The 17,374-nt window shown below is 45.2% G+C and carries 17 protein-coding genes; 8 read left to right on the top strand and 9 right to left on the bottom strand.

Annotation, left to right across the window (positions count from 1 at the left end; all coding sequences use genetic code 11):
* The first annotated feature begins 49 nt into the window (after window positions 1-49).
* The 5 genes from AAGC78_RS00150 to AAGC78_RS00170 all read left to right on the top strand — a co-directional run bounded on the left by AAGC78_RS00150 (window position 50) and on the right by AAGC78_RS00170 (window position 8,037).
* Window positions 50-5,383 carry a DNA repair ATPase gene (locus AAGC78_RS00150; protein ID WP_435781989.1) on the top strand — a complete coding sequence of 1,778 codons (5,334 nt, stop codon included), beginning with the start codon at window positions 50-52 and terminating at the stop codon, window positions 5,381-5,383.
* 55 nt (window positions 5,384-5,438) lie between these two features.
* Window positions 5,439-5,957, top strand: a complete 519-nt coding sequence (locus AAGC78_RS00155) for a rhomboid family intramembrane serine protease (RefSeq protein WP_435781990.1) — start codon at window positions 5,439-5,441, stop codon at window positions 5,955-5,957.
* Between the two features lie 22 nt (window positions 5,958-5,979).
* A complete protein-coding gene (locus AAGC78_RS00160; RefSeq protein WP_435781991.1) occupies window positions 5,980-6,666 on the top strand; it encodes a phospholipase D-like domain-containing protein in 687 nt (228 codons plus the stop codon).
* A gap of 22 nt (window positions 6,667-6,688) precedes the next feature.
* Window positions 6,689-7,474, top strand: coding sequence for a hypothetical protein (locus AAGC78_RS00165; protein WP_435781992.1), 786 nt, complete (start codon window positions 6,689-6,691; stop codon window positions 7,472-7,474).
* Window positions 7,475-7,602: 128 nt separating this feature from the next.
* Window positions 7,603-8,037 carry a hypothetical protein gene (locus AAGC78_RS00170; protein ID WP_435781993.1) on the top strand — a complete coding sequence of 145 codons (435 nt, stop codon included), beginning with the start codon at window positions 7,603-7,605 and terminating at the stop codon, window positions 8,035-8,037.
* Here AAGC78_RS00170 and AAGC78_RS00175 read toward each other — a convergent pair.
* The 4 genes from AAGC78_RS00175 to AAGC78_RS00190 are packed head-to-tail and all read right to left on the bottom strand — an operon-like array spanning window position 8,018 to window position 10,674.
* Complete coding sequence (locus tag AAGC78_RS00175) at window positions 8,018-8,350, bottom strand: hypothetical protein (protein ID WP_435781994.1); 333 nt, start codon at window positions 8,348-8,350, stop codon at window positions 8,018-8,020. The two genes, AAGC78_RS00170 and AAGC78_RS00175, sit on opposite strands and share 20 nt — an antisense overlap.
* Before the next feature lie 20 nt (window positions 8,351-8,370).
* Window positions 8,371-8,790: a DUF6524 family protein gene (locus tag AAGC78_RS00180; RefSeq protein ID WP_435781995.1), complete on the bottom strand. Its 420-nt coding sequence runs from the start codon at window positions 8,788-8,790 to the stop codon at window positions 8,371-8,373.
* A gap of 27 nt (window positions 8,791-8,817) precedes the next feature.
* Window positions 8,818-9,264 (bottom strand): N-acetyltransferase family protein, encoded by a 447-nt coding sequence (locus AAGC78_RS00185; RefSeq protein WP_435781996.1) that lies wholly within the window; start codon window positions 9,262-9,264, stop codon window positions 8,818-8,820.
* A gap of 12 nt (window positions 9,265-9,276) precedes the next feature.
* Complete coding sequence (locus AAGC78_RS00190) at window positions 9,277-10,674, bottom strand: S41 family peptidase (protein WP_435781997.1); 1,398 nt, start codon at window positions 10,672-10,674, stop codon at window positions 9,277-9,279.
* Between the two features lie 321 nt (window positions 10,675-10,995).
* Here AAGC78_RS00190 and AAGC78_RS00195 point away from each other — a divergent pair, with 321 nt between their 5' ends.
* Both AAGC78_RS00195 and AAGC78_RS00200 read left to right on the top strand, forming a co-directional pair.
* The gene (locus AAGC78_RS00195) at window positions 10,996-12,237 is read left to right on the top strand and encodes a putative DNA modification/repair radical SAM protein (RefSeq protein ID WP_435781998.1); all 1,242 of its coding nucleotides are present in this window, start codon (window positions 10,996-10,998) and stop codon (window positions 12,235-12,237) included.
* A 4-nt stretch (window positions 12,238-12,241) separates the two neighbouring features.
* Window positions 12,242-13,009 carry a TIGR03915 family putative DNA repair protein gene (locus AAGC78_RS00200; RefSeq protein WP_435781999.1) on the top strand — a complete coding sequence of 256 codons (768 nt, stop codon included), beginning with the start codon at window positions 12,242-12,244 and terminating at the stop codon, window positions 13,007-13,009.
* 64 nt (window positions 13,010-13,073) lie between these two features.
* On the opposite strand, the gene AAGC78_RS00205 is transcribed toward AAGC78_RS00200, so the two are convergent.
* The 3 genes from AAGC78_RS00205 to AAGC78_RS00215 all read right to left on the bottom strand — a co-directional run bounded on the left by AAGC78_RS00205 (window position 13,074) and on the right by AAGC78_RS00215 (window position 15,036).
* Window positions 13,074-13,367, bottom strand: a complete 294-nt coding sequence (locus tag AAGC78_RS00205; protein ID WP_435782000.1) for a DUF2288 domain-containing protein — start codon at window positions 13,365-13,367, stop codon at window positions 13,074-13,076.
* Window positions 13,368-13,502: 135 nt separating this feature from the next.
* Window positions 13,503-14,414, bottom strand: coding sequence for a hydroxymethylglutaryl-CoA lyase (locus tag AAGC78_RS00210; protein WP_435782001.1), 912 nt, complete (start codon window positions 14,412-14,414; stop codon window positions 13,503-13,505).
* Window positions 14,415-14,427: 13 nt separating this feature from the next.
* Window positions 14,428-15,036: a flavin prenyltransferase UbiX gene (locus AAGC78_RS00215; protein ID WP_435782002.1), complete on the bottom strand. Its 609-nt coding sequence runs from the start codon at window positions 15,034-15,036 to the stop codon at window positions 14,428-14,430.
* A gap of 323 nt (window positions 15,037-15,359) precedes the next feature.
* Here AAGC78_RS00215 and AAGC78_RS00220 point away from each other — a divergent pair, with 323 nt between their 5' ends.
* The gene (locus AAGC78_RS00220; RefSeq protein ID WP_435782003.1) at window positions 15,360-15,974 is read left to right on the top strand and encodes a PEP-CTERM sorting domain-containing protein; all 615 of its coding nucleotides are present in this window, start codon (window positions 15,360-15,362) and stop codon (window positions 15,972-15,974) included.
* 59 nt (window positions 15,975-16,033) lie between these two features.
* Here AAGC78_RS00220 and AAGC78_RS00225 read toward each other — a convergent pair whose 3' ends face one another.
* Window positions 16,034-16,672: an RpiB/LacA/LacB family sugar-phosphate isomerase gene (locus tag AAGC78_RS00225; RefSeq protein WP_435782004.1), complete on the bottom strand. Its 639-nt coding sequence runs from the start codon at window positions 16,670-16,672 to the stop codon at window positions 16,034-16,036.
* A gap of 192 nt (window positions 16,673-16,864) precedes the next feature.
* Window positions 16,865-17,374, bottom strand: coding sequence for a DUF2269 family protein (locus AAGC78_RS00230; protein ID WP_435782005.1), 510 nt, complete (start codon window positions 17,372-17,374; stop codon window positions 16,865-16,867).

Consider the following 17,374-nt stretch of genomic DNA (forward strand, 5'->3'; position numbering starts at 1 on the left):
GTAGCGCTGTGCAATTCACTTCAATTGCTGAACTAAAAAGGAAAAAGGCATGGTGCAGCAACATTCTACTGTTTCGCAGAACGACTCCAGTTCCATTGTTGATAATGCAGTTGCAGAGGGCGGTGCTTATGAAATTATTCGTAAGCGTTTGCTTGATCAAGGACAAACCCTGACGGCAAATGTGCGCCAACTGAATGAGGCGCGTCTTGCTGAGTTTGGCAGTTCGGCAATGAATGTGATTGCGCGCGTGCGCGTGCGCACTGAAAATAACTGCATTCCGCGCGATATAGTTCAGGTAGGTGAATACCTGCTGTTTGGCTACAACGTTTTTATTGGTTTAAAAAAAGAAACCAAAATTGACGATGTTTTTTCTCTATTTGTTAGAAAAAACAGTGAGTCTGGTATTGAGCTGGAACCTATTAGTCTTGCCGGGACTTTCCTCACGGAGCAGAGTTTTATCAACGATTTTGATGAGCTCTATCGCTACTACAAAAATACCCGCATAGTTGCGCTCACTGTTAATAATGGAAAGTTGTTAGCTGGTTTCCAGATTGGCGAGCGGTTGGATGACATACGTGTATTCCGTTGGTCAGTTTCACCCGATGGAAAAACCGTTACCTATATTGATAATCGCGGTGAGCGCGATATTCAATTGCCACCGGCGTTTGATTTTGAGTGGGTTGCCGTTACCCGTGAAGACTCCGTGCATGGCCGGCACCCGCACTTAAATATCCTGGACAAAATTTTTGTTGAGGCCGTCAATGGCGACCTCACTATCAAGATTGAAAACAACACCGAAGACGGGCAGGGAATCTATAGCGAAGAAGTTGAAGATAAAACCCAATCTCTCGACGATGCCAGCATTTTTTATGCATCGGTAGGCAGCCTTATTTTATTGCGTATTCGTCCGTATCGCGAAGAACAATGGCGTCACCTCATATTCAACACCTTGACTCAACAAGTATTGCGGATTGATCAAATCGGCCAGTCTTGTGTCCAGCTGCCGGAAAACCACGGCATTATTTTCCCTGGTGGTTATTATCTGAATACCGGGGAGCACAAAATATTTGAAGAAAATTCAGATAGTTTTCGTTTCAAGCGCATGATTCGTTCACCTAACGGTGAGGATGTGCTGTTTGTGTTTTATGAGCCAGCGGCGGGAATGGTATCGTTACTGGCTTATAATTTAATTGAAAAGAAACTGCAGAATCCGATTTATGGCAGTGGCTATGCCATGGCCGATAATGGCGATATTGTTATTTTTTCTGCAGAGTCAGAACCCACCCGTGTGCATCCCATGCAGATATGGGAGACGCCTTATGTCAGTGCGGAGTTCGCCAGCAAGGCGCCGCCACGGCAGAATTTTTATGGCCGTATCGGCAATAATGAATTGGTACGTGGCATTTCAGATTTTTACAGCATCACTCGCATTATTAGCAATCAATCCGTCAGTGTACGGCTGTACGAAGAATTAAGCCTTTCTGCCAAGAAAATTTTTGATAGCTATTACTGGTTGAGTGAAAGTGAAACCAGTGCAATTGCTGATGTATTAAAAGAAATCTCTACTACGGCAGAATTGGTTATCGATGAATTTGAAAAAGTTGAATCGATTCGCCAACAATCCGCCAAGGCAATGCAGGAAGCCGAGACAGAACAGCAGGCCATTTTGCAATCTCTGCGCCCGGAAAATTGGGAGACTGCTGAAGAATATGTCGATGCGCTAACACGCTTGCGCAAACAACGCGGTCAGTTGGCAACCATAAAAGAATTTCGCTACATAGATCAAGCGCGCATTGCCGTACTTGATCAACAGTTGCTGGATGCAAACGGCACCTTGAGCGAGCAAACACTTGCATTTCTCTCCACCGACAAATCACTTGCTCCCTATCACTCAAAGTTGGATGAACTTAACCAGCAAGTTGATAAGGCTGAGACCAACGCGGCTATCACACCGATTATTGAAACTATTGAAAAAACCGCATCGGGTTTGGATTTATTGTCTGAGCTGATGGGCACCTTGAAAGTAGATGATGCAACACTGCGCACGCGTATTGTTGATTCCATCTCTGAGGTTTATGCCAAGTTAAACCAGAGTCGTGCCAACGCAAAACATAAACAGAAAAACTTTGGCTCAGCAGAGGCTGTGGCGCAGTTCGGTGCGCAATTCAAATTGTTCTCGCAGAGTATTGCCCATGCTTTGGGCTTGGCGACGACGCCGGAAAAGTGCGATGAGCAATTATCCAAATCTCTGGTAAGGCTGGAAGAGCTTGAGGGGCAGTTCAGTGAATTTGATCAATTCCTCGCTGATATCATGGCCAAGCGCGAGGAAGTTTATGAGAGTTTTCAGGAGCACAAACAGCGCCTATTAGACGATCGCCAGAAAAAAGCGCAGAGCATTATTGATGCTGCAGCGCGCATTCTTGCAAGTATTGAAAAACGCTCGTTGTCGATTACGGTATTGGAAGAGTTAAATACCTATTTCGCATCTGATGCATTGGTATTGAAAGTCGGCGATCTGACTAACCAATTAAAAGCATTGGATAATGCGATTAAGGCCGATGATATAGATGCGCGTTTTAAAGCGATTAAAGGCCAGGCCTTGCGCGCCCTGCGCGATAAAAGCGATATTTTTGAAGAAGGCGGCAATGTTATCAAGCTTGGGCCAAGGCACAAATTCAGTGTTAATACCCAAGAGTTGGATCTCACTATTATTCCACGCGAAAACGTTTTGAATTTCCATCTGACCGGCACGGATTATTATGCACCGGTCGAGCATGCAGAGTTGCTGGCATTGCGTGAGTACTGGGCAATTTCGCTAGAGTCAGAAACAGCGCAGGTTTATCGTGCGGAATATTTAGCGGCATTAATTATCGATGCCGCCGAAAATCAGGTGCAAGGATTAACGCACGACCTTTTGCATGAAGCCTTGGTTGATGATGAAAAGCTGGCGAAAATCGTGCGCGATTTTTCTGCCGCACGTTATAAAGAAGGTTATCAAAAAGGGATTCATGATCAGGACGCCGTGTTGATTCTGAAAGCGCTGGTCCCGGCAATGGATCGCGCTGATTTATTGCGCTTTGATCCGCTTGCGCGCGGGTTAGCGCAGGTGTTCTGGGCTAATCTGGAAGGCTTTGCTAGTAAATCCAAATCGCAGGACACCGCACTGTCTTACGAAACATGGAAAGATCGTGCTGCCTCTGCAAAACATATGCAGCGATTATTCGCGAGCCGCGATGCCTTGCAAATGTTGATCGATGAAGTCGTTACAACACTGAATGACTTTATCGCACAAAACCCATTACCTGTTAAATCATTGGATATACAGCGTGCGGCCGAATATCTGGTAGAAGAGTTGGCGCGCGAGCGCACTGAGTTCATCACAAGCAAATACGCTGTTGAATTAGTCGATACACTAAAAAAATCACTCGATGAGAAGACCTGGAAACATTACCAGAATGTCTCTGAAAAAATGGTGGGCTGGCCTGCAGACCGCTGGAATTTTGCGACAGCTTGGCTGCAGGCGCTGTTAAAAAATAGCACCAATGATGCAACTTACGTTAAAAAGTTACAGCACTATATTCCAGAAGCGGTGGCATTGCTCAAAAGTGACCAGCGTTTGGATCGCCGATTTACCGAGGTGGAGCTTGAGTTGCAGGTGACTCATTTGTTGGGTGAGCATCCGCTTATTGTTGATCGCACGCTGGCATTTTCGGTTGATTCATTTGTGCAGCGTTTGGCTAATCATCGTCAGGTAGTTGTGCCTGAATACCAACGTTTTTTAACCGTGCGCCAGCACATTATTGAGCAAGAGCGCAAAGCATTGCGTGTACATGAATTCAAAGCGAAACCGCTAAGCTCATTTGTGCGTAACCGTTTAATTAATGAATCCTACCTGCCCATTATTGGCGATAACCTTGCTAAACAAATGGGTGCATTGGGAGCAAACAAGCGTACTGATTTGATGGGGATGCTGATGATGATTTCACCTCCTGGTTACGGTAAGACCACATTAATGGAGTATGCGGCGAATCGTTTGGGGCTGATTTTTATGAAAATCAATTGCCCGTCACTCGGGCACGATGTGCTTTCTCTCGATCCAGAGCAAGCGCCGAATGCCACTGCGCGGCAGGAATTGGTAAAGCTTAATCTTGCGCTGGAAATGGGCAATAACGTGATGTTGTATCTGGATGATATCCAACATACACATGCAGAATTTTTGCAAAAATTTATTTCTCTCTGCGATGGTACGCGTCGAATCGAAGGGGTATGGAAAGGCCAAACAAAAACCTACGATATGCGCGGTAAAAAGTTCTGTGTTTGTATGGCAGGTAACCCCTATACAGAATCTGGAGAGGCATTCAAAGTGCCGGATATGCTGGCGAACCGCGCCGATATTTATAACCTCGGTGATATTCTCGGCGGCATGGAAGAGCAATTTGCTTTGAGTTATATCGAAAACTCGCTCACATCAAATTCAGTATTGGCTCCGTTAGCACTGCGAGATATGCAAGACGTATATAAGTTTGTTGCTATGGCAAAAGGTGAGGAAGTTGCCACAACAGATTTAAGTCATCAGTACTCAGGTGCAGAAGTAAACGAAATTGTGGGAGTATTGAAAAAACTCTTTGCAATCCAGCAAGTAGTTTTAAAAATCAACCAACAATATATTGCTTCTGCTGCGCAGGATGATAAGTATCGAGTTGAGCCTTCATTTAAGTTGCAGGGCAGTTATCGCAATATGAATAAAATGGCCGAAAAGATTTCAGCAGTAATGAATGATGCCGAGCTGATGCAAATGATTGCGGATCATTACCTGGGCGAAGCGCAAATGCTGACAACAGGAGCCGAGAGTAATTTGCTTAAGCTGGCTGAGCTGCGCGGTAACATGACCGATGAACAACAAGATCGTTGGGCGCAAATTAAAAAGGATTTCCTGCGCAATAAAGCCTTGGGTGGTGATTCCGCCGATACAGGAGCGAAGGTGGTTGTGCAATTGGCAGATATGGCTGAGGGAATCAATAAGTTGGCGATTGCGGCCAATAGCCAACCTGTTGTTGATGGTGCTGCTGGTAATCGCGAATTAATTGAGGCGATTGCTGAGTCTTCGGCCAAGCTTGAGCGCTCACTTGCACCTGTTGCTCCCAATGTGGAGGTGATTAACCAGCCATTGCCAGGGCTCGACAAAGTGCTAAAAGTTTTGGCCGATACCCTTGAGGGATCGCTCGTACCACTCGTGCGTAATATGGATAAAAAGCTGGATATCGATTTGCGCAATCACGAGAAAATTGAACAGGTATCGCACCAACTAAAAGTGTTGCAAGGTGAGCTTTTAGCGAAGAAAAAGCCTAAAGCATCACCCGCAGAACCGGAAGCGAATAGTTAATCTTATGCGGCGACTATCAACTAAATTCAGAGTCTTGTTTGGAATCTGTGGGCTGATGGTCGCTGTGCATTTGCTTAATTGGTTGTTGAACGGTTGGTTATTTTCTTTTGGTATAGTCCCGCGACATTTGGAATCTTTGCCTGGAGTTTATGCTGCACCATTTCTTCATGGTGATACGGCCCATCTATTAAATAACTTGGTCGGCTTTGTTATTTTTAGTAGTTTGCTATTCATTCATTCTCTCCGCCGTTATTTGTGGAGCAGCTTTTTTATCATCACCGTGACCGGCTTGTTGGTCTGGCTATTTGCACGTAGCGCATTACACATAGGTGCGAGCGGCTGGATTTTCGGTTTGTGGAGCTTGCTAATTGCAACCGCCTGGTTTGAGCGGCGCTTGCTCAATATCCTGCTGGCAATATTGGTGGCGTTCTTTTACGGCGGAATGCTTTACGGCGTCTTACCGACAGATCCGCGTATTTCATTTGAATCACATTTATTCGGCGCATTTGCAGGTGTTCTTTGCGCATATGCGCAAACCAAATTTACACCGGGTTTAACAAAATATCGCCGCTAATTATTTATTAGGAAATTTAAGTATGCGTCAGCAGGAGTTGGAAGATTGGTTGGTTGCGACATTGGCGGATTTTAAACTCAGCCAATCGGAGGCGCTGGAGTTGCGTGATATTTTGCCGGGGTTGAAGCAGGACGATATTGCTTTCACGCGTAATAAAGCGTTCGAGCTGGCCCGTGCCCCGGTACAAGCTGGTGGTGATAGCGCGATTTCAACGCTGTTATGGTTGGAAAAACTGAGCAAAATTATCGATGGTTTTCGTCAAGCCCAATCGGTTTCTATTACCGAGGCTCATTTCAGTCCCGGCGAAGACTGCCGTCGCCAATTGCTTGATCTTCTGGTTTCTGCGCGAGAAACCATTGATATCAGCATCTTCACTATTTCTGATGACCGCTTGGCAAATGCCATCGTCAATGCACACAAACGCGGTATTCAAATACGGTTGATCACCGATAACGACAAAGCCGAGGATCAAGGTAGCGATATTTATTACCTAATTGATCAGGGGCTCAATATCCGCATGGACAAAACCGAAAATCACATGCACCACAAGTTCGCCATTATCGATAAAAAGATTCTCGTCAATGGCAGCTTCAATTGGACTCGCTCCGCAACTGAATATAATCAGGAAAACATATTAGTTACAAACGAGCCGAAATTAGTTGCGGCTTACTTGGCCGAGTTTGAGAGTTTGTGGCAAGAGTTTAAATAATAAATAAATTGAGGTGTTTTAAATGGGGTGCTGGGGAGCTGGGCTTTATGAAAATGATGATTCATGCCAAACAAGAGATGATTTTATTCATCTTATTAAAAGTGGGCTATCTTCTGCCGAGGCAACACAGGATATCCTTGACTCTCATAGTGATTTAATTGGTGATCTTGAGGTAGAGCTACCTATTGTATTGGCTTTAGCTGAAACCCAGTGGAAGTACGGGCGTGTAATCGATTCGATTAGACAGCGTGCGATTGAAATTATTAGTAATGGTGGCGATTTGGATCTTTGGGAGCGAGATAGCCCTGATAGTGTGTCCAAAAGAAAACGTGTATTAAATCTTTTAAAAAAGAAGCTTGAGCAATCACCACCAGAAGAAAAGTATATAAAACCACTCAGCCTTGCAAAGAAAAGATCGATCAATCTATTTCCTCAAGGAAAGATTGGTTATATATATTCAGTTGAAGTAGCGGACAACAAATTTTGTCCATTTATACTGATTGAATATGGACAACCAAGCAAAGATTTAAGGCCTGTATTTTGTGCATTACCTTATTTGTTTAGTAAGCAGGATTTTTCAGTGGATTCAATACCATACCATTCGGAATATATTGCTATTGAAACCGGGTTAGGGCCGAAAAAAATATTTGCGCATTGTTTGGAGGTTGGGCGTAGTTATTTTAACACATATAAGGAGCTAGGCCCTGCGCTACATACCTTTGATCGAAATAGCGAAGGGTATCCCGTCTACAAGACAAGCAGAGCATTGCTTGCAGAAATAGCAGAGAAAAGTCAATTCATCAAATAACTCATAAATAACAGGAAATTATTATGTATTGTAGCGCTTGTAAAAATGAACAGTTAGAACCGCAAGAGTTAGAGCCGGGACTGATTGCTGCGGTGTGCAGCTCGTGCCGAGGCACATTGGTATCGTTGATGAACTATCGTTTTTGGATGGATCGATACGCTAGTTCGACTAGCGTAGCTAGCGGTAGTGAGGAAGAAAATGTGGTCGAGAGTGAATCGGCACGCGCTTGTCCAAAATGCAGCCGATTGATGTTGAAATACCAAATTGGTCTACATTCAAATCACAAGTTGGATTTATGTGCTGCCTGCGATGAGGTTTGGTTGGATAGTGGTGAGTGGCCGTTGTTAAAGAAATTGGATTTACAGGGCAAACTGCCCAAGATTTTTACCGATGCGTGGCAGCGTAATATTCGCAAACAGAAACAAGAGCATGCACTCAATGAGCGCTATGAAAACATCCTCGGGACAGAGGATTTTTCAAGAGCGCGTGAGTTCAAAGCCTGGTTATATCAACACCCTAAAAAAGACTCGATCAAGCAATACCTTATTTCTCATCAAGACTAACGATAGCTTGGGCTTGCTCCACGGATGGAGCAGCAGCTTGCGGTTGATCCTGATTCAAATGAATCTGCAATTCCAATGCGGCCACACCCACGTTAACGGTTGATGTCAATGAAAGTGGTTGATCGGCTAGTGGGCGGCCTTTCAGTTCTTCCAGTGCAATTTCCAAAATTCGATACATCTGCGCCGTGGATGCGCGCACTGCTTTTTCATTCAGCGAATCAACTCCGCTGGTGACTGAGGTTGTGACTGTGCTTATCGCTTCATTGGTTTTTATCAAGGCTTGCGAGCCGAGATCTTTCATTTTATCCAGCATATTACTCTCCCAATAGTCGTTTACTTTTGCTCGATTTCATCTACATCCACTTGTCCGCTCATGCGACGCGTGAAGTGTGACCAGCACATGCCTACCGCAAGTAGTGAGGCGAGCAGGATTTCAATTACCCATGCCATTGCCGATATATTTTCGACACTGAGAAAGCCCCAATAAATAAACAGCCAAACCAAACAGGCGAAAAGTGCTGCCAGTGCGATGATGCCGATCAAGCCGAGAGAGTTTAGAGTGGCTTTAAGATAAATCCCCCAACCGATTGCCAGGATAATCCCCGCAATCACGACATAAGGCGTTATGTGTTCAAGGTCGAAACTGCGGTACAGCCAATGAAAATAGGAGTAACCGCTGGGGTTGTAGCTGAGTAACACCAATAAAAGCGCGAAGAGAAATCGTATTGCAACACCGGAGCTGGTCAAGTTCATAAATAATTTCCTTACTGATAATTTGAATTATTGTGAAAAATAACGGCGATATTTTACAAAGCCAATTTTCGCATCCGGGTCGTAACCCATCGCGGTGTAAAAATTACGTGCATCGCGATTTTCACTGCTCGTCTGTAACATGATTTTTGAGCAATCCTGTTTAAGGCAAAAAGCCTCAATATAGTCCACCATACTTTTGCCTATTCCCTCTCGCTTGTAGTCTTTACTCACCACAAAATTTTCAACTAGCGCAAAAGGTTGGTTGCCGAACATTACATCCTGACACAGGCAGAGCAGGGCAGTGGCAAGCACGTCGCCGTCATCATCGCATACTAATAGATGGGTATGCTCGCTAACGGCGATTGCAGCAATACGCTCCGCTAACACCTCGGGTGGGGACAGCGTATTCAGCTCGGTGTACAGCTGGCCGATGGCCTCGGAATCAGAGGCTTGCGCGCGGCGGATTGTTCTCACAAATATATACCCTTATAACATCTTACTAAAGTGTTGATTGGCCTGTTCTAAAACCCATTTTTCCAGCGCTTTGTCATCATTCATATCGCCCTCATAAATTACATCGGGAATGTAGGGTTTGTTATCTTCACGCATGCGGTTGTTCCATTTCTTAACGGGCACCATAAAATTATAAGTTTCCTTAAGATACTCACTTTGCATATAAGCGATCTGAGTGTAGGCAGTATCTGCGTCAGTTGGTTCACCAAGATGGAGTAGGTTCGGAACCAGTTTTACAATATCAACGAAGTCCAAACAAGCGCTTACACAACTTTTGTCAGTAATAAGTACTAATTTTATCGTTGATTCCCATTTTTCACTGGGCTCAGTGGTTGTGTTGTTTTCGTCGGCAAATTCATTTTGAAATAAGGTTTTTTCTCCGCTATCAAGCGCGTTTTTCAGCCGTTCCAAAAACCGCTCCAGATGTTTTACCACAACGGATTCTTTTCCTTGGGTCGCTATAGTTTCTTTTAAGGCGACTTCATAGGACCAGTAGAGTTGCCAGCTTGCACGAAACAAGGCATTCGAACCTTGAAATTGATACTGATATTTATTCGCTAAATATTTTCCTGCTTTTTCATCGTTCTCAAATAGTGCGTGAAAAATATCGGTACCGTGCACTGAACTTCCGCCACCATTGCCTCTTGTATCTAATATGATTAGCGCTTTTCCTTTACTCGAAGCCAATTCTTCTACCAGTTTCTTTTGGCTTTGCACCGCTTCCGATGTGTAGAGTGCGAAGTCGCTTGCGCGAACCCACAGGATGTCCGGCGCCAATTTGAAAAGTTGGGGAAGTTTGTATTCAGAATGGGATTTTGCTTTTATCGCGATAGATTCCACTTCACTGATCGGCATCCATTGAATTGGATAAGTAACAGATTGGTCATTGACCATGAAGTCGCAATTCTGGAACTCCGGTCGATTTAATACACCAGTGTTCGATCGATTTTGTGTAAAGGCTTTTGCCGCTGTATCGCGCGCATCAAGTACCTGCCAACGAAGGTCAAAGTAAGGGGCGTAATGTGTTTTTAATATGTTATCGATTTGTTGTCCGTCACAGCTAAGTAAGCGGGCATTTTCGGGCGGGTAGTTTTTACCATCTTTGCGATACACAACAACATAACCAGTGTTAGTGGCTTTGAGTAGCCAACCTGTCCATTTGCGTTCAGGCAGATCTATTTTGCTGTAGGGCGTGTGATCTAAATAACCGTTTATATGCGAGTCTTGATAACCCGCCATATAAAAACGCAAGACGGCGCCCGCATCTATCTCGGAGTGTACTAATGGTAATAATTTTTTTGCTTGCTCGTAGCCCTCTTTGTGCCAACGATGAAATTCAGTTGCATCTGATTCCAATATTGCCGGATGCATATCGCTAATTGCCTTATGGGCAAAGTCCAGATGTCTTGTTGCACGCTGTTGAGTGCTAGCGAAGTGGGCATACCAAATAACAGTTGAAGTTACTAAACCGGTAACTGTGCCAAGAGCAATCCAGCTCCATTTTTTTTAAAATCTATAGCCATATTCCTTTTATCCTTTTCTTTGAGTCGCGTGGATTATCGCAGGCGGTATTAAAGCCATTGTATCTAGGTAAGGCAAGGACTGGCACCGGATGGCTGTCCGCTGAATGGCTATTGCGAAACTGTATTTATATACAGTATTATTCATCAGTCCTCTTAACTGGCAATGACCATGGCTACGCTGCTTGAAAAACTGCGCATTCTCTCCGATGCCGCTAAATACGATGCATCCTGCTCCTCCAGTGGCAGCAAGCGGGCGAATACGACCAAGGGATTGGGTAACGCAGAGGGTATGGGGATTTGTCATAGTTATACCGAGGACGGTCGCTGCGTTTCCCTGTTGAAGATTCTATTTACCAATCATTGTATTTACGACTGTGCTTATTGTGTTAGCCGACGCAGCAATGATGTCAAACGTGCGGCCTTTACGGTCGAGGATGTTGTTGATCTGACGATTAATTTTTATCGCCGTAATTACATTGAGGGCTTATTTCTCAGTTCAGGGATTTTTAAAAACGCTGATTACACCATGGAGCGTTTGGTGCGGGTTGCGCGGGAGTTACGTACTCGGCATAACTTTAATGGTTATATCCATATTAAGGCGATTCCAGGGGCGAGCCCTGAGTTGCTGCATGAGGCTGGCTTATATGCCGACCGGCTTAGCGTCAATATTGAAATTCCTTCCGAGGCCAGTTTACAAAAGGTAGCGCCAGAAAAAAATTATCGCGACATTATCACCCCGATGAATTATTTGCGCGGGGCGAAAGAAAAGTACGTCGATGAAAAACCACACATAAAAAGCACACCGTTATTTTTGCCCGCAGGCCAAAGTACGCAGATGATTGTGGGAGCTTCGCCGGAAAATGATCGGCATATTTTACGCTTGGCGGATAGCCTTTATCGCACGCAGAAGTTGAAGCGGGTTTACTATTCCGGCTATGTGCCGATTGCGACGGACAATCGTGTACCTGATCTAAAAGCACCACCATTGGTGCGTGAAAATCGTATTTATCAAGCGGATTGGCTGCTGCGTTTTTACGGTTTTGCTGTCGATGAAATCGTGGATGATAAAACTCCCGATCTCGATTTAGAGATTGATCCTAAGTTAGCTTACGCTTTGCGCAACCCCGAAAAATTTCCGGTGGATATCAATCGCGCTGATTATGAGATGGTATTGCGTGTTCCAGGTATTGGCGTTAAGTCGGCGCAGAAAATTATCAGATCCCGTCGCCATCAACAATTGCACCTTGATCACCTGAAAAAAATTGGCGTGGTATTAAAGCGTGCCCGCTATTTTATTAGTTGCCCCGGTTTAGCCGTCAAGCCCGGTAATTTTCAAGCGGAAAATGTACGTCAGGCAATTATCGCCAGTGATCGTGCGCCTGCATCTGCTCAGCTCGGTTTGTTTGGTTAACGCCATGGTCTTTATCTATGATGGCAGTTACGAAGGTTTACTTAGCTGCATTTTTGTCATTTTTAAAGAGCGAAAAGCACCAGTGGCGATCTGCACGGAAGAGCGCTATCAGTTCACGTTGCTGGATGAAATCACGCGCGTTGCTAGTGATGATGAATCTGCTGCCCGAGTGATTAAGGGCTTGGACGAACGCACTAACGGGCAGGCATCAGCGCTGATTTACAAATTGTTTTTATCGGAACTGCCTGAAAGCGAAATGCTGGTGTATCAGGTTATTCAGGCGATTATCCAGAAGGGCGATGAATCCATATTAGAAAACTTCGCCAATCCTTCTATTTTGAAGGCGGCGCAGATTGAGAAAATGATTCATCGTGAAGTGCATCGCATGCATGCTTTCGTGCGCTTTCAAAAAAGTCGTGATGGATTGTTTTATTCCGCTATAAACCCCGATTTCAATGTGTTGCCATTAATCGGCGACCATTTTGAGCGACGCTACGCAGATCAGCATTGGTTAATATTCGATACCAAACGCCATTATGGGCTGTATTACGATCGGACTGAAATGAAGTTCGTAGATGCAGACGATCCGGTTTTTACAGTCAATGCTTGTGCGCTTGAAGGTGATGCGCTGCAGGATGAGCGCGAGAAAGAGTATCAAGCGCTATGGAAAAATTATTTTCAGGCCGTCAATATCAACGAGCGGAATAATAAAAAGCTGCATTTGCGTCACATGCCGCGGCGCTATTGGAAATATTTGACGGAGAAGCTGTAGCTATTACCTTGCGCACACAAAATCAAATCATTAAGAGCCAGTTGTTCGTGGGAAAGTGTCGTGCTTACTTATCTAGCGGTTGCACTAAAACCCAAGGTTTGATTACCACTGCCCATACAACTGCATCTTGCTCGTACCAGCTTTGTGCTTGGGTATCTTTTACTGCATCAACCAAACCTGCTTCCATCCATGTTTTAATTTGTGCTGCATTATCGGCAACGATTTGTGCTGCGACATGAGTCAAGTCAAGGCTTGCATCTACTGCGATAGCATTGCCGCCGGCAAAGAAGCGTTGCAGTTCATGCCAACGAATTTGTGCAGTTTCCAAATTGATTTGTTGTTCGATTTCGTTTGTCATATTGACCTCTGTTGTTAAACCCACCTTCATTATCCCAGCTGCACACCTCGCGTAAAAAAGTAAGGCCGTGGAGCTCGTCTGGGAAGGGAGATCTTCAAAGCATGCGAGTAATAATTCCCCCTTTGAAAAAGGGGGTTAGGGGGATTTGGTTTTGCTCATCGCCTTGGCGACTCTTGAATTTGTTGGTTTATTTAATACATTGCTGATGGTGTTGCCAGCATAAATTAATTTATCCAGATCGACTCGGTGTTCAATGCCCAAGCCATTTAACAAATACACCACATCTTCCGTTGCTACATTTCCGGTGGCGCCTACTGCATAAGGGCAGCCGCCTAGTCCGGCAACGGATGAATCAATAACACTTACGCCCATTTCCAGCGCAGCGTAGATATTAGCGAGTGCCTGGCCGTAAGTATCATGCATATGGGCGGCAATTTTTTCGATGGGAATATCGCGCACAAGTGTTTCGATTAAGTGTTTTATCTGCCCGGCTGTGCCGACGCCGATAGTATCGCCCAGCGACACTTCGTAGCAGCCCATTGCCAATAGTTCGTTGGCGATACTAGCTACCGTTGCAGTGTCCACTGCGCCTGAATAGGGGCAGCCTACTACGCAGGAGATATAACCGCGCACTGGAATGTGCTGTGCTTTGGCTGCTTCAATTAACGTCTCAAATCGCTTGATGCTTTCGCTAATCGAGCAGTTGATATTTTTTTGGCTAAAGGCTTCCGAGGCTGCTGCAAAAATAGCGACTTCATTGGCGTTAACCGCAACAGCGCGTTCGTATCCTTGCAAGTTTGGTGTTAGCGCAGCATAGGTCACGCCGGGTTTGCGTGCGATGCCGGAAAATACGTCACCGCTGTCGGCCATTTGTGGAACCCATTTTGGATTTACAAAACTGCCTGCTTCAATGTAAGTCAGGCCAGCATCGACGAGATTTTCAATCAGCTGGATTTTGGCTGCAGTCGGAATCGCTTGCTTTTCATTTTGTAAACCATCGCGCGGGCCAACTTCAACAAGGCGAACTTTTTTGGGTAAATAATTCATGATGCTAATTCTATTAATCCTCACCCCAGCGTGGCATTAATTCTTGTTGCACGCCGAGCTGATCCAGAATGCGCGCCACGATAAAATCAACCAACTCTTCTACCGTTTGCGGTTGCATATAAAAGCCGGGGCTAGCAGGTAATACCACAACCCCCATTTGCGTCAGCTTGAGCATATTTTCCAAATGAATTTCGGAATAGGGTGTCTCGCGCGGCACGACAATTAATTTGCGTCGCTCTTTCAATGCAACATCCGCTGCGCGCTCGATTAAATTATTGCTCGCTCCATGGGCGATTGCGGAAAGTGTCCCGCCACTGGCCGGACAAATCACCATCGAGCTAGGCGAACTGGAGCCTGATGCTACCGCCGCAAACCAATCGTCTTTTGCCAGTAGCTGCAACTGTTCATCATCTGCATTGTACAGATCGCACAGCATTGCCTGCTGCTCTTCCAGATCGCGCGGCAAATCCAAATCTGTCTCGGTGCGAATGACCACTTCCGCCGCGCTGGAGATCATCAAATACACTTTGCATTCCGCCGCCAGCAAACATTGCAGCAAGCGCAGGCCATATTGGGCACCGGATGCACCGGTAATCGCGAGGGTGACTGAGCGTGGTTTCATTGGCTTTCTCCGCTTATTTTCCGGCCTGAATACAGGTTTTAATCTGTGTACACAGGTACGGTATAGATGAGTCCATGTTGATGACAGTTTATCGCACCTTGGGCCTTTAGCAGCGAAAATATTTCAACAGTCAGGGGAAGTGTGCAGTGCATCGGCCGACTAAGCCTATCAGTGCAAAAAGCAATCCCTGTAAATTGTCGTGTAAAGCGGGCTGTTGCGGGTAGGGCGGAAGAGTAAGCTTGATGTCCCTAAGCAATTTCTGATTTGTAGGGAAAGACTGGTTATCTACTTATTTGTGCGATCCAAAATCAAAGGAGGCTGTTATGGTATTTCTCGCAAAGTTGTTACCCGCATCCCGCAGTGTTATTACGGCATTGGTTGTAACGGGACTTATGCTTTTTTCGGTAGGAAAAGCGCAGGCTGTCAATATCGATTTCGATGATCTCAATCCGGCTGATCTTATAGGTGATGATGGATACATTCCGCTTACCAATCAATATGAATCACTCGGTGTGCTATTCGAGAGCGGTGCCTATCTTTTAGGTTACTCGCCTAAGTCAGCGCCGAATTATGTTAATGGACCCGGTTTTTCGATTCATTTTCTTGGCGTGTTACCGACCTATGTATCTATGTATGTAGGCTCCAATCTCGAACATAAAGTTGGCATTAGAGCCTATGGGGTAAATGGGTATTTTGAGGATAGGCTTACTGATGGTGAAGTGCGTGGAATGCAATGGGAAGACAGCACACCCTATAGACCTAATCAATTCATTAGTTTCTATATGCCGGAGGGAATTTCCTCAATCAATTTAGCTGGTCAAGCTGATACATATATGGATGATCTCACCTTTAGCGTGAGTGTACCCGAACCAAGCTCATTACTATTATTATTTTTAGGAATGCTAATTACATATTTGCATCGCAAGCGATTGCAATAAAAAATACCCGCCATTTGGCGGGTATTTTTTCTACAGCTAAACGATGTCGATCCGGGAATTTATTTTCCCAGTACTTCGTTAACAAAAGCAAGGATGCTGTCGTCTTGGCAATTTTCAAAGAAACAAGCTTGGAAGCGTTCGCCAGTCACTGCAGTTTTTACGATTTCTGGATCAATCGCACGCAAGCCATCTAAATAATTTTTTGCAGTAGCGATTTTGATATTGGTCAGGATGCCGGCATTGCGTACTTGCGATTCGCGACGCTCGGCGGGATAACCCTGGCCGCGCACGCCGGTAAATGCTTTCTCAAAAATGGTGCGGATATTCAGCTCAGCGCCCCAGCCAAAACCTTTAGCAAATGGCAATGCCAGCGCGTTGCCATTGTTCACTTGCGCGAATAAATAAGCATCAGTTGGCTCGATGCAGTAGCCGCAGAAAACGCCGGGATGTGCATTGAGAGACATCATCGCACCTTGACCAGTACCGCAACCGCTCACCACAAAATCTACTGCTTTTGAGTTCAATAACAGGCTGGCAATTACGCCCAAGTGAATGTAGGTCAGGTAGTGATCGTTATCATCGCTCATGCCCACGTTGTAAACACTGTGCTGCTGCACCGCAGCAACGTCTTGCAATTGTTGCAGCACAATCGCGTTTTTCGCGGCTTGGCTAAATTCGTTCATTAATGCAATTTTCATGGGGATACTCTCATGTCAACAAGATGAAAAAGGATGGTTCTCTTTATGACAGGCTCTTTGGCTCTGTTTGCGGGTAATGACCGATGTGTTTTGCAGATGCGGAATGATATAGCGCTGAGGAGGTTAATTGAAGTGAAAAGCCGATTTTTATGGCGGTTATAACTAAACGAAAGGCTGCGGGCGGTTCTTCCTTCAATGTAATAACAGTGGCAGATCTGGTTTTGCGATCACCAGCCACATAATGGCCAGCACGCTGAGAGGGATAATCGCGATTGCAGTGCGTGTTACGTACACATGGTAAATATGCAGTGTTCTGCTTTGTGCGGCATCGTAACCGGCGTCATTAAAGCGTGAGAAAATTTGCGGAAGTTTGATGTTGCCATACCAAATATCCAACACCTCAAGTGGTACAACAAAAAGTAGAATGATTAGCAGTTTCCATTGCAGCCAAGGTTGATTGAAGCCGAAAACCAAATGTGCCATGCCCACACCGCTGATAATCAGTGCAACAAATGCGACATGCTCAACAATCAGTAATTTGATAAAAATGCGATAAGCCAAATGCGCTGCCGGAGTGATCTCGCCGATATGTTTGCGCGTAGCGAGCAATACAAACCATGCTCCAAGGCTTGGCCCCAGCCAAAATATTAAAGCGCCCAAGTGCAATATTTTCAGCGCAAAAAACAGGTCGATAGTCGCCAT

Source organism: Cellvibrio sp. (assembly GCF_039207905.1).
Lineage (GTDB): Bacteria > Pseudomonadota > Gammaproteobacteria > Pseudomonadales > Cellvibrionaceae > Cellvibrio.

Coding starts and splice junctions, on each gene's coding strand:
- AAGC78_RS00150 (WP_435781989.1), top strand. CDS start 50: ATGGTGCAGCAACATTCTACTGTTTCGCAGAACGACTCCAGTTCCATT.
- AAGC78_RS00155 (WP_435781990.1), top strand. CDS start 5,439: ATGGTCGCTGTGCATTTGCTTAATTGGTTGTTGAACGGTTGGTTATTT.
- AAGC78_RS00160 (WP_435781991.1), top strand. CDS start 5,980: ATGCGTCAGCAGGAGTTGGAAGATTGGTTGGTTGCGACATTGGCGGAT.
- AAGC78_RS00165 (WP_435781992.1), top strand. CDS start 6,689: ATGGGGTGCTGGGGAGCTGGGCTTTATGAAAATGATGATTCATGCCAA.
- AAGC78_RS00170 (WP_435781993.1), top strand. CDS start 7,603: ATGAACTATCGTTTTTGGATGGATCGATACGCTAGTTCGACTAGCGTA.
- AAGC78_RS00175 (WP_435781994.1), bottom strand. CDS start 8,350: ATGCTGGATAAAATGAAAGATCTCGGCTCGCAAGCCTTGATAAAAACC.
- AAGC78_RS00180 (WP_435781995.1), bottom strand. CDS start 8,790: ATGAACTTGACCAGCTCCGGTGTTGCAATACGATTTCTCTTCGCGCTT.
- AAGC78_RS00190 (WP_435781997.1), bottom strand. CDS start 10,674: ATGCATCCGGCAATATTGGAATCAGATGCAACTGAATTTCATCGTTGG.
- AAGC78_RS00195 (WP_435781998.1), top strand. CDS start 10,996: ATGGCTACGCTGCTTGAAAAACTGCGCATTCTCTCCGATGCCGCTAAA.
- AAGC78_RS00200 (WP_435781999.1), top strand. CDS start 12,242: ATGGTCTTTATCTATGATGGCAGTTACGAAGGTTTACTTAGCTGCATT.
- AAGC78_RS00205 (WP_435782000.1), bottom strand. CDS start 13,367: ATGACAAACGAAATCGAACAACAAATCAATTTGGAAACTGCACAAATT.
- AAGC78_RS00210 (WP_435782001.1), bottom strand. CDS start 14,414: ATGAATTATTTACCCAAAAAAGTTCGCCTTGTTGAAGTTGGCCCGCGC.
- AAGC78_RS00215 (WP_435782002.1), bottom strand. CDS start 15,036: ATGAAACCACGCTCAGTCACCCTCGCGATTACCGGTGCATCCGGTGCC.
- AAGC78_RS00220 (WP_435782003.1), top strand. CDS start 15,360: ATGGTATTTCTCGCAAAGTTGTTACCCGCATCCCGCAGTGTTATTACG.
- AAGC78_RS00225 (WP_435782004.1), bottom strand. CDS start 16,672: ATGAAAATTGCATTAATGAACGAATTTAGCCAAGCCGCGAAAAACGCG.
- AAGC78_RS00230 (WP_435782005.1), bottom strand. CDS start 17,374: ATGGCGACTATCGACCTGTTTTTTGCGCTGAAAATATTGCACTTGGGC.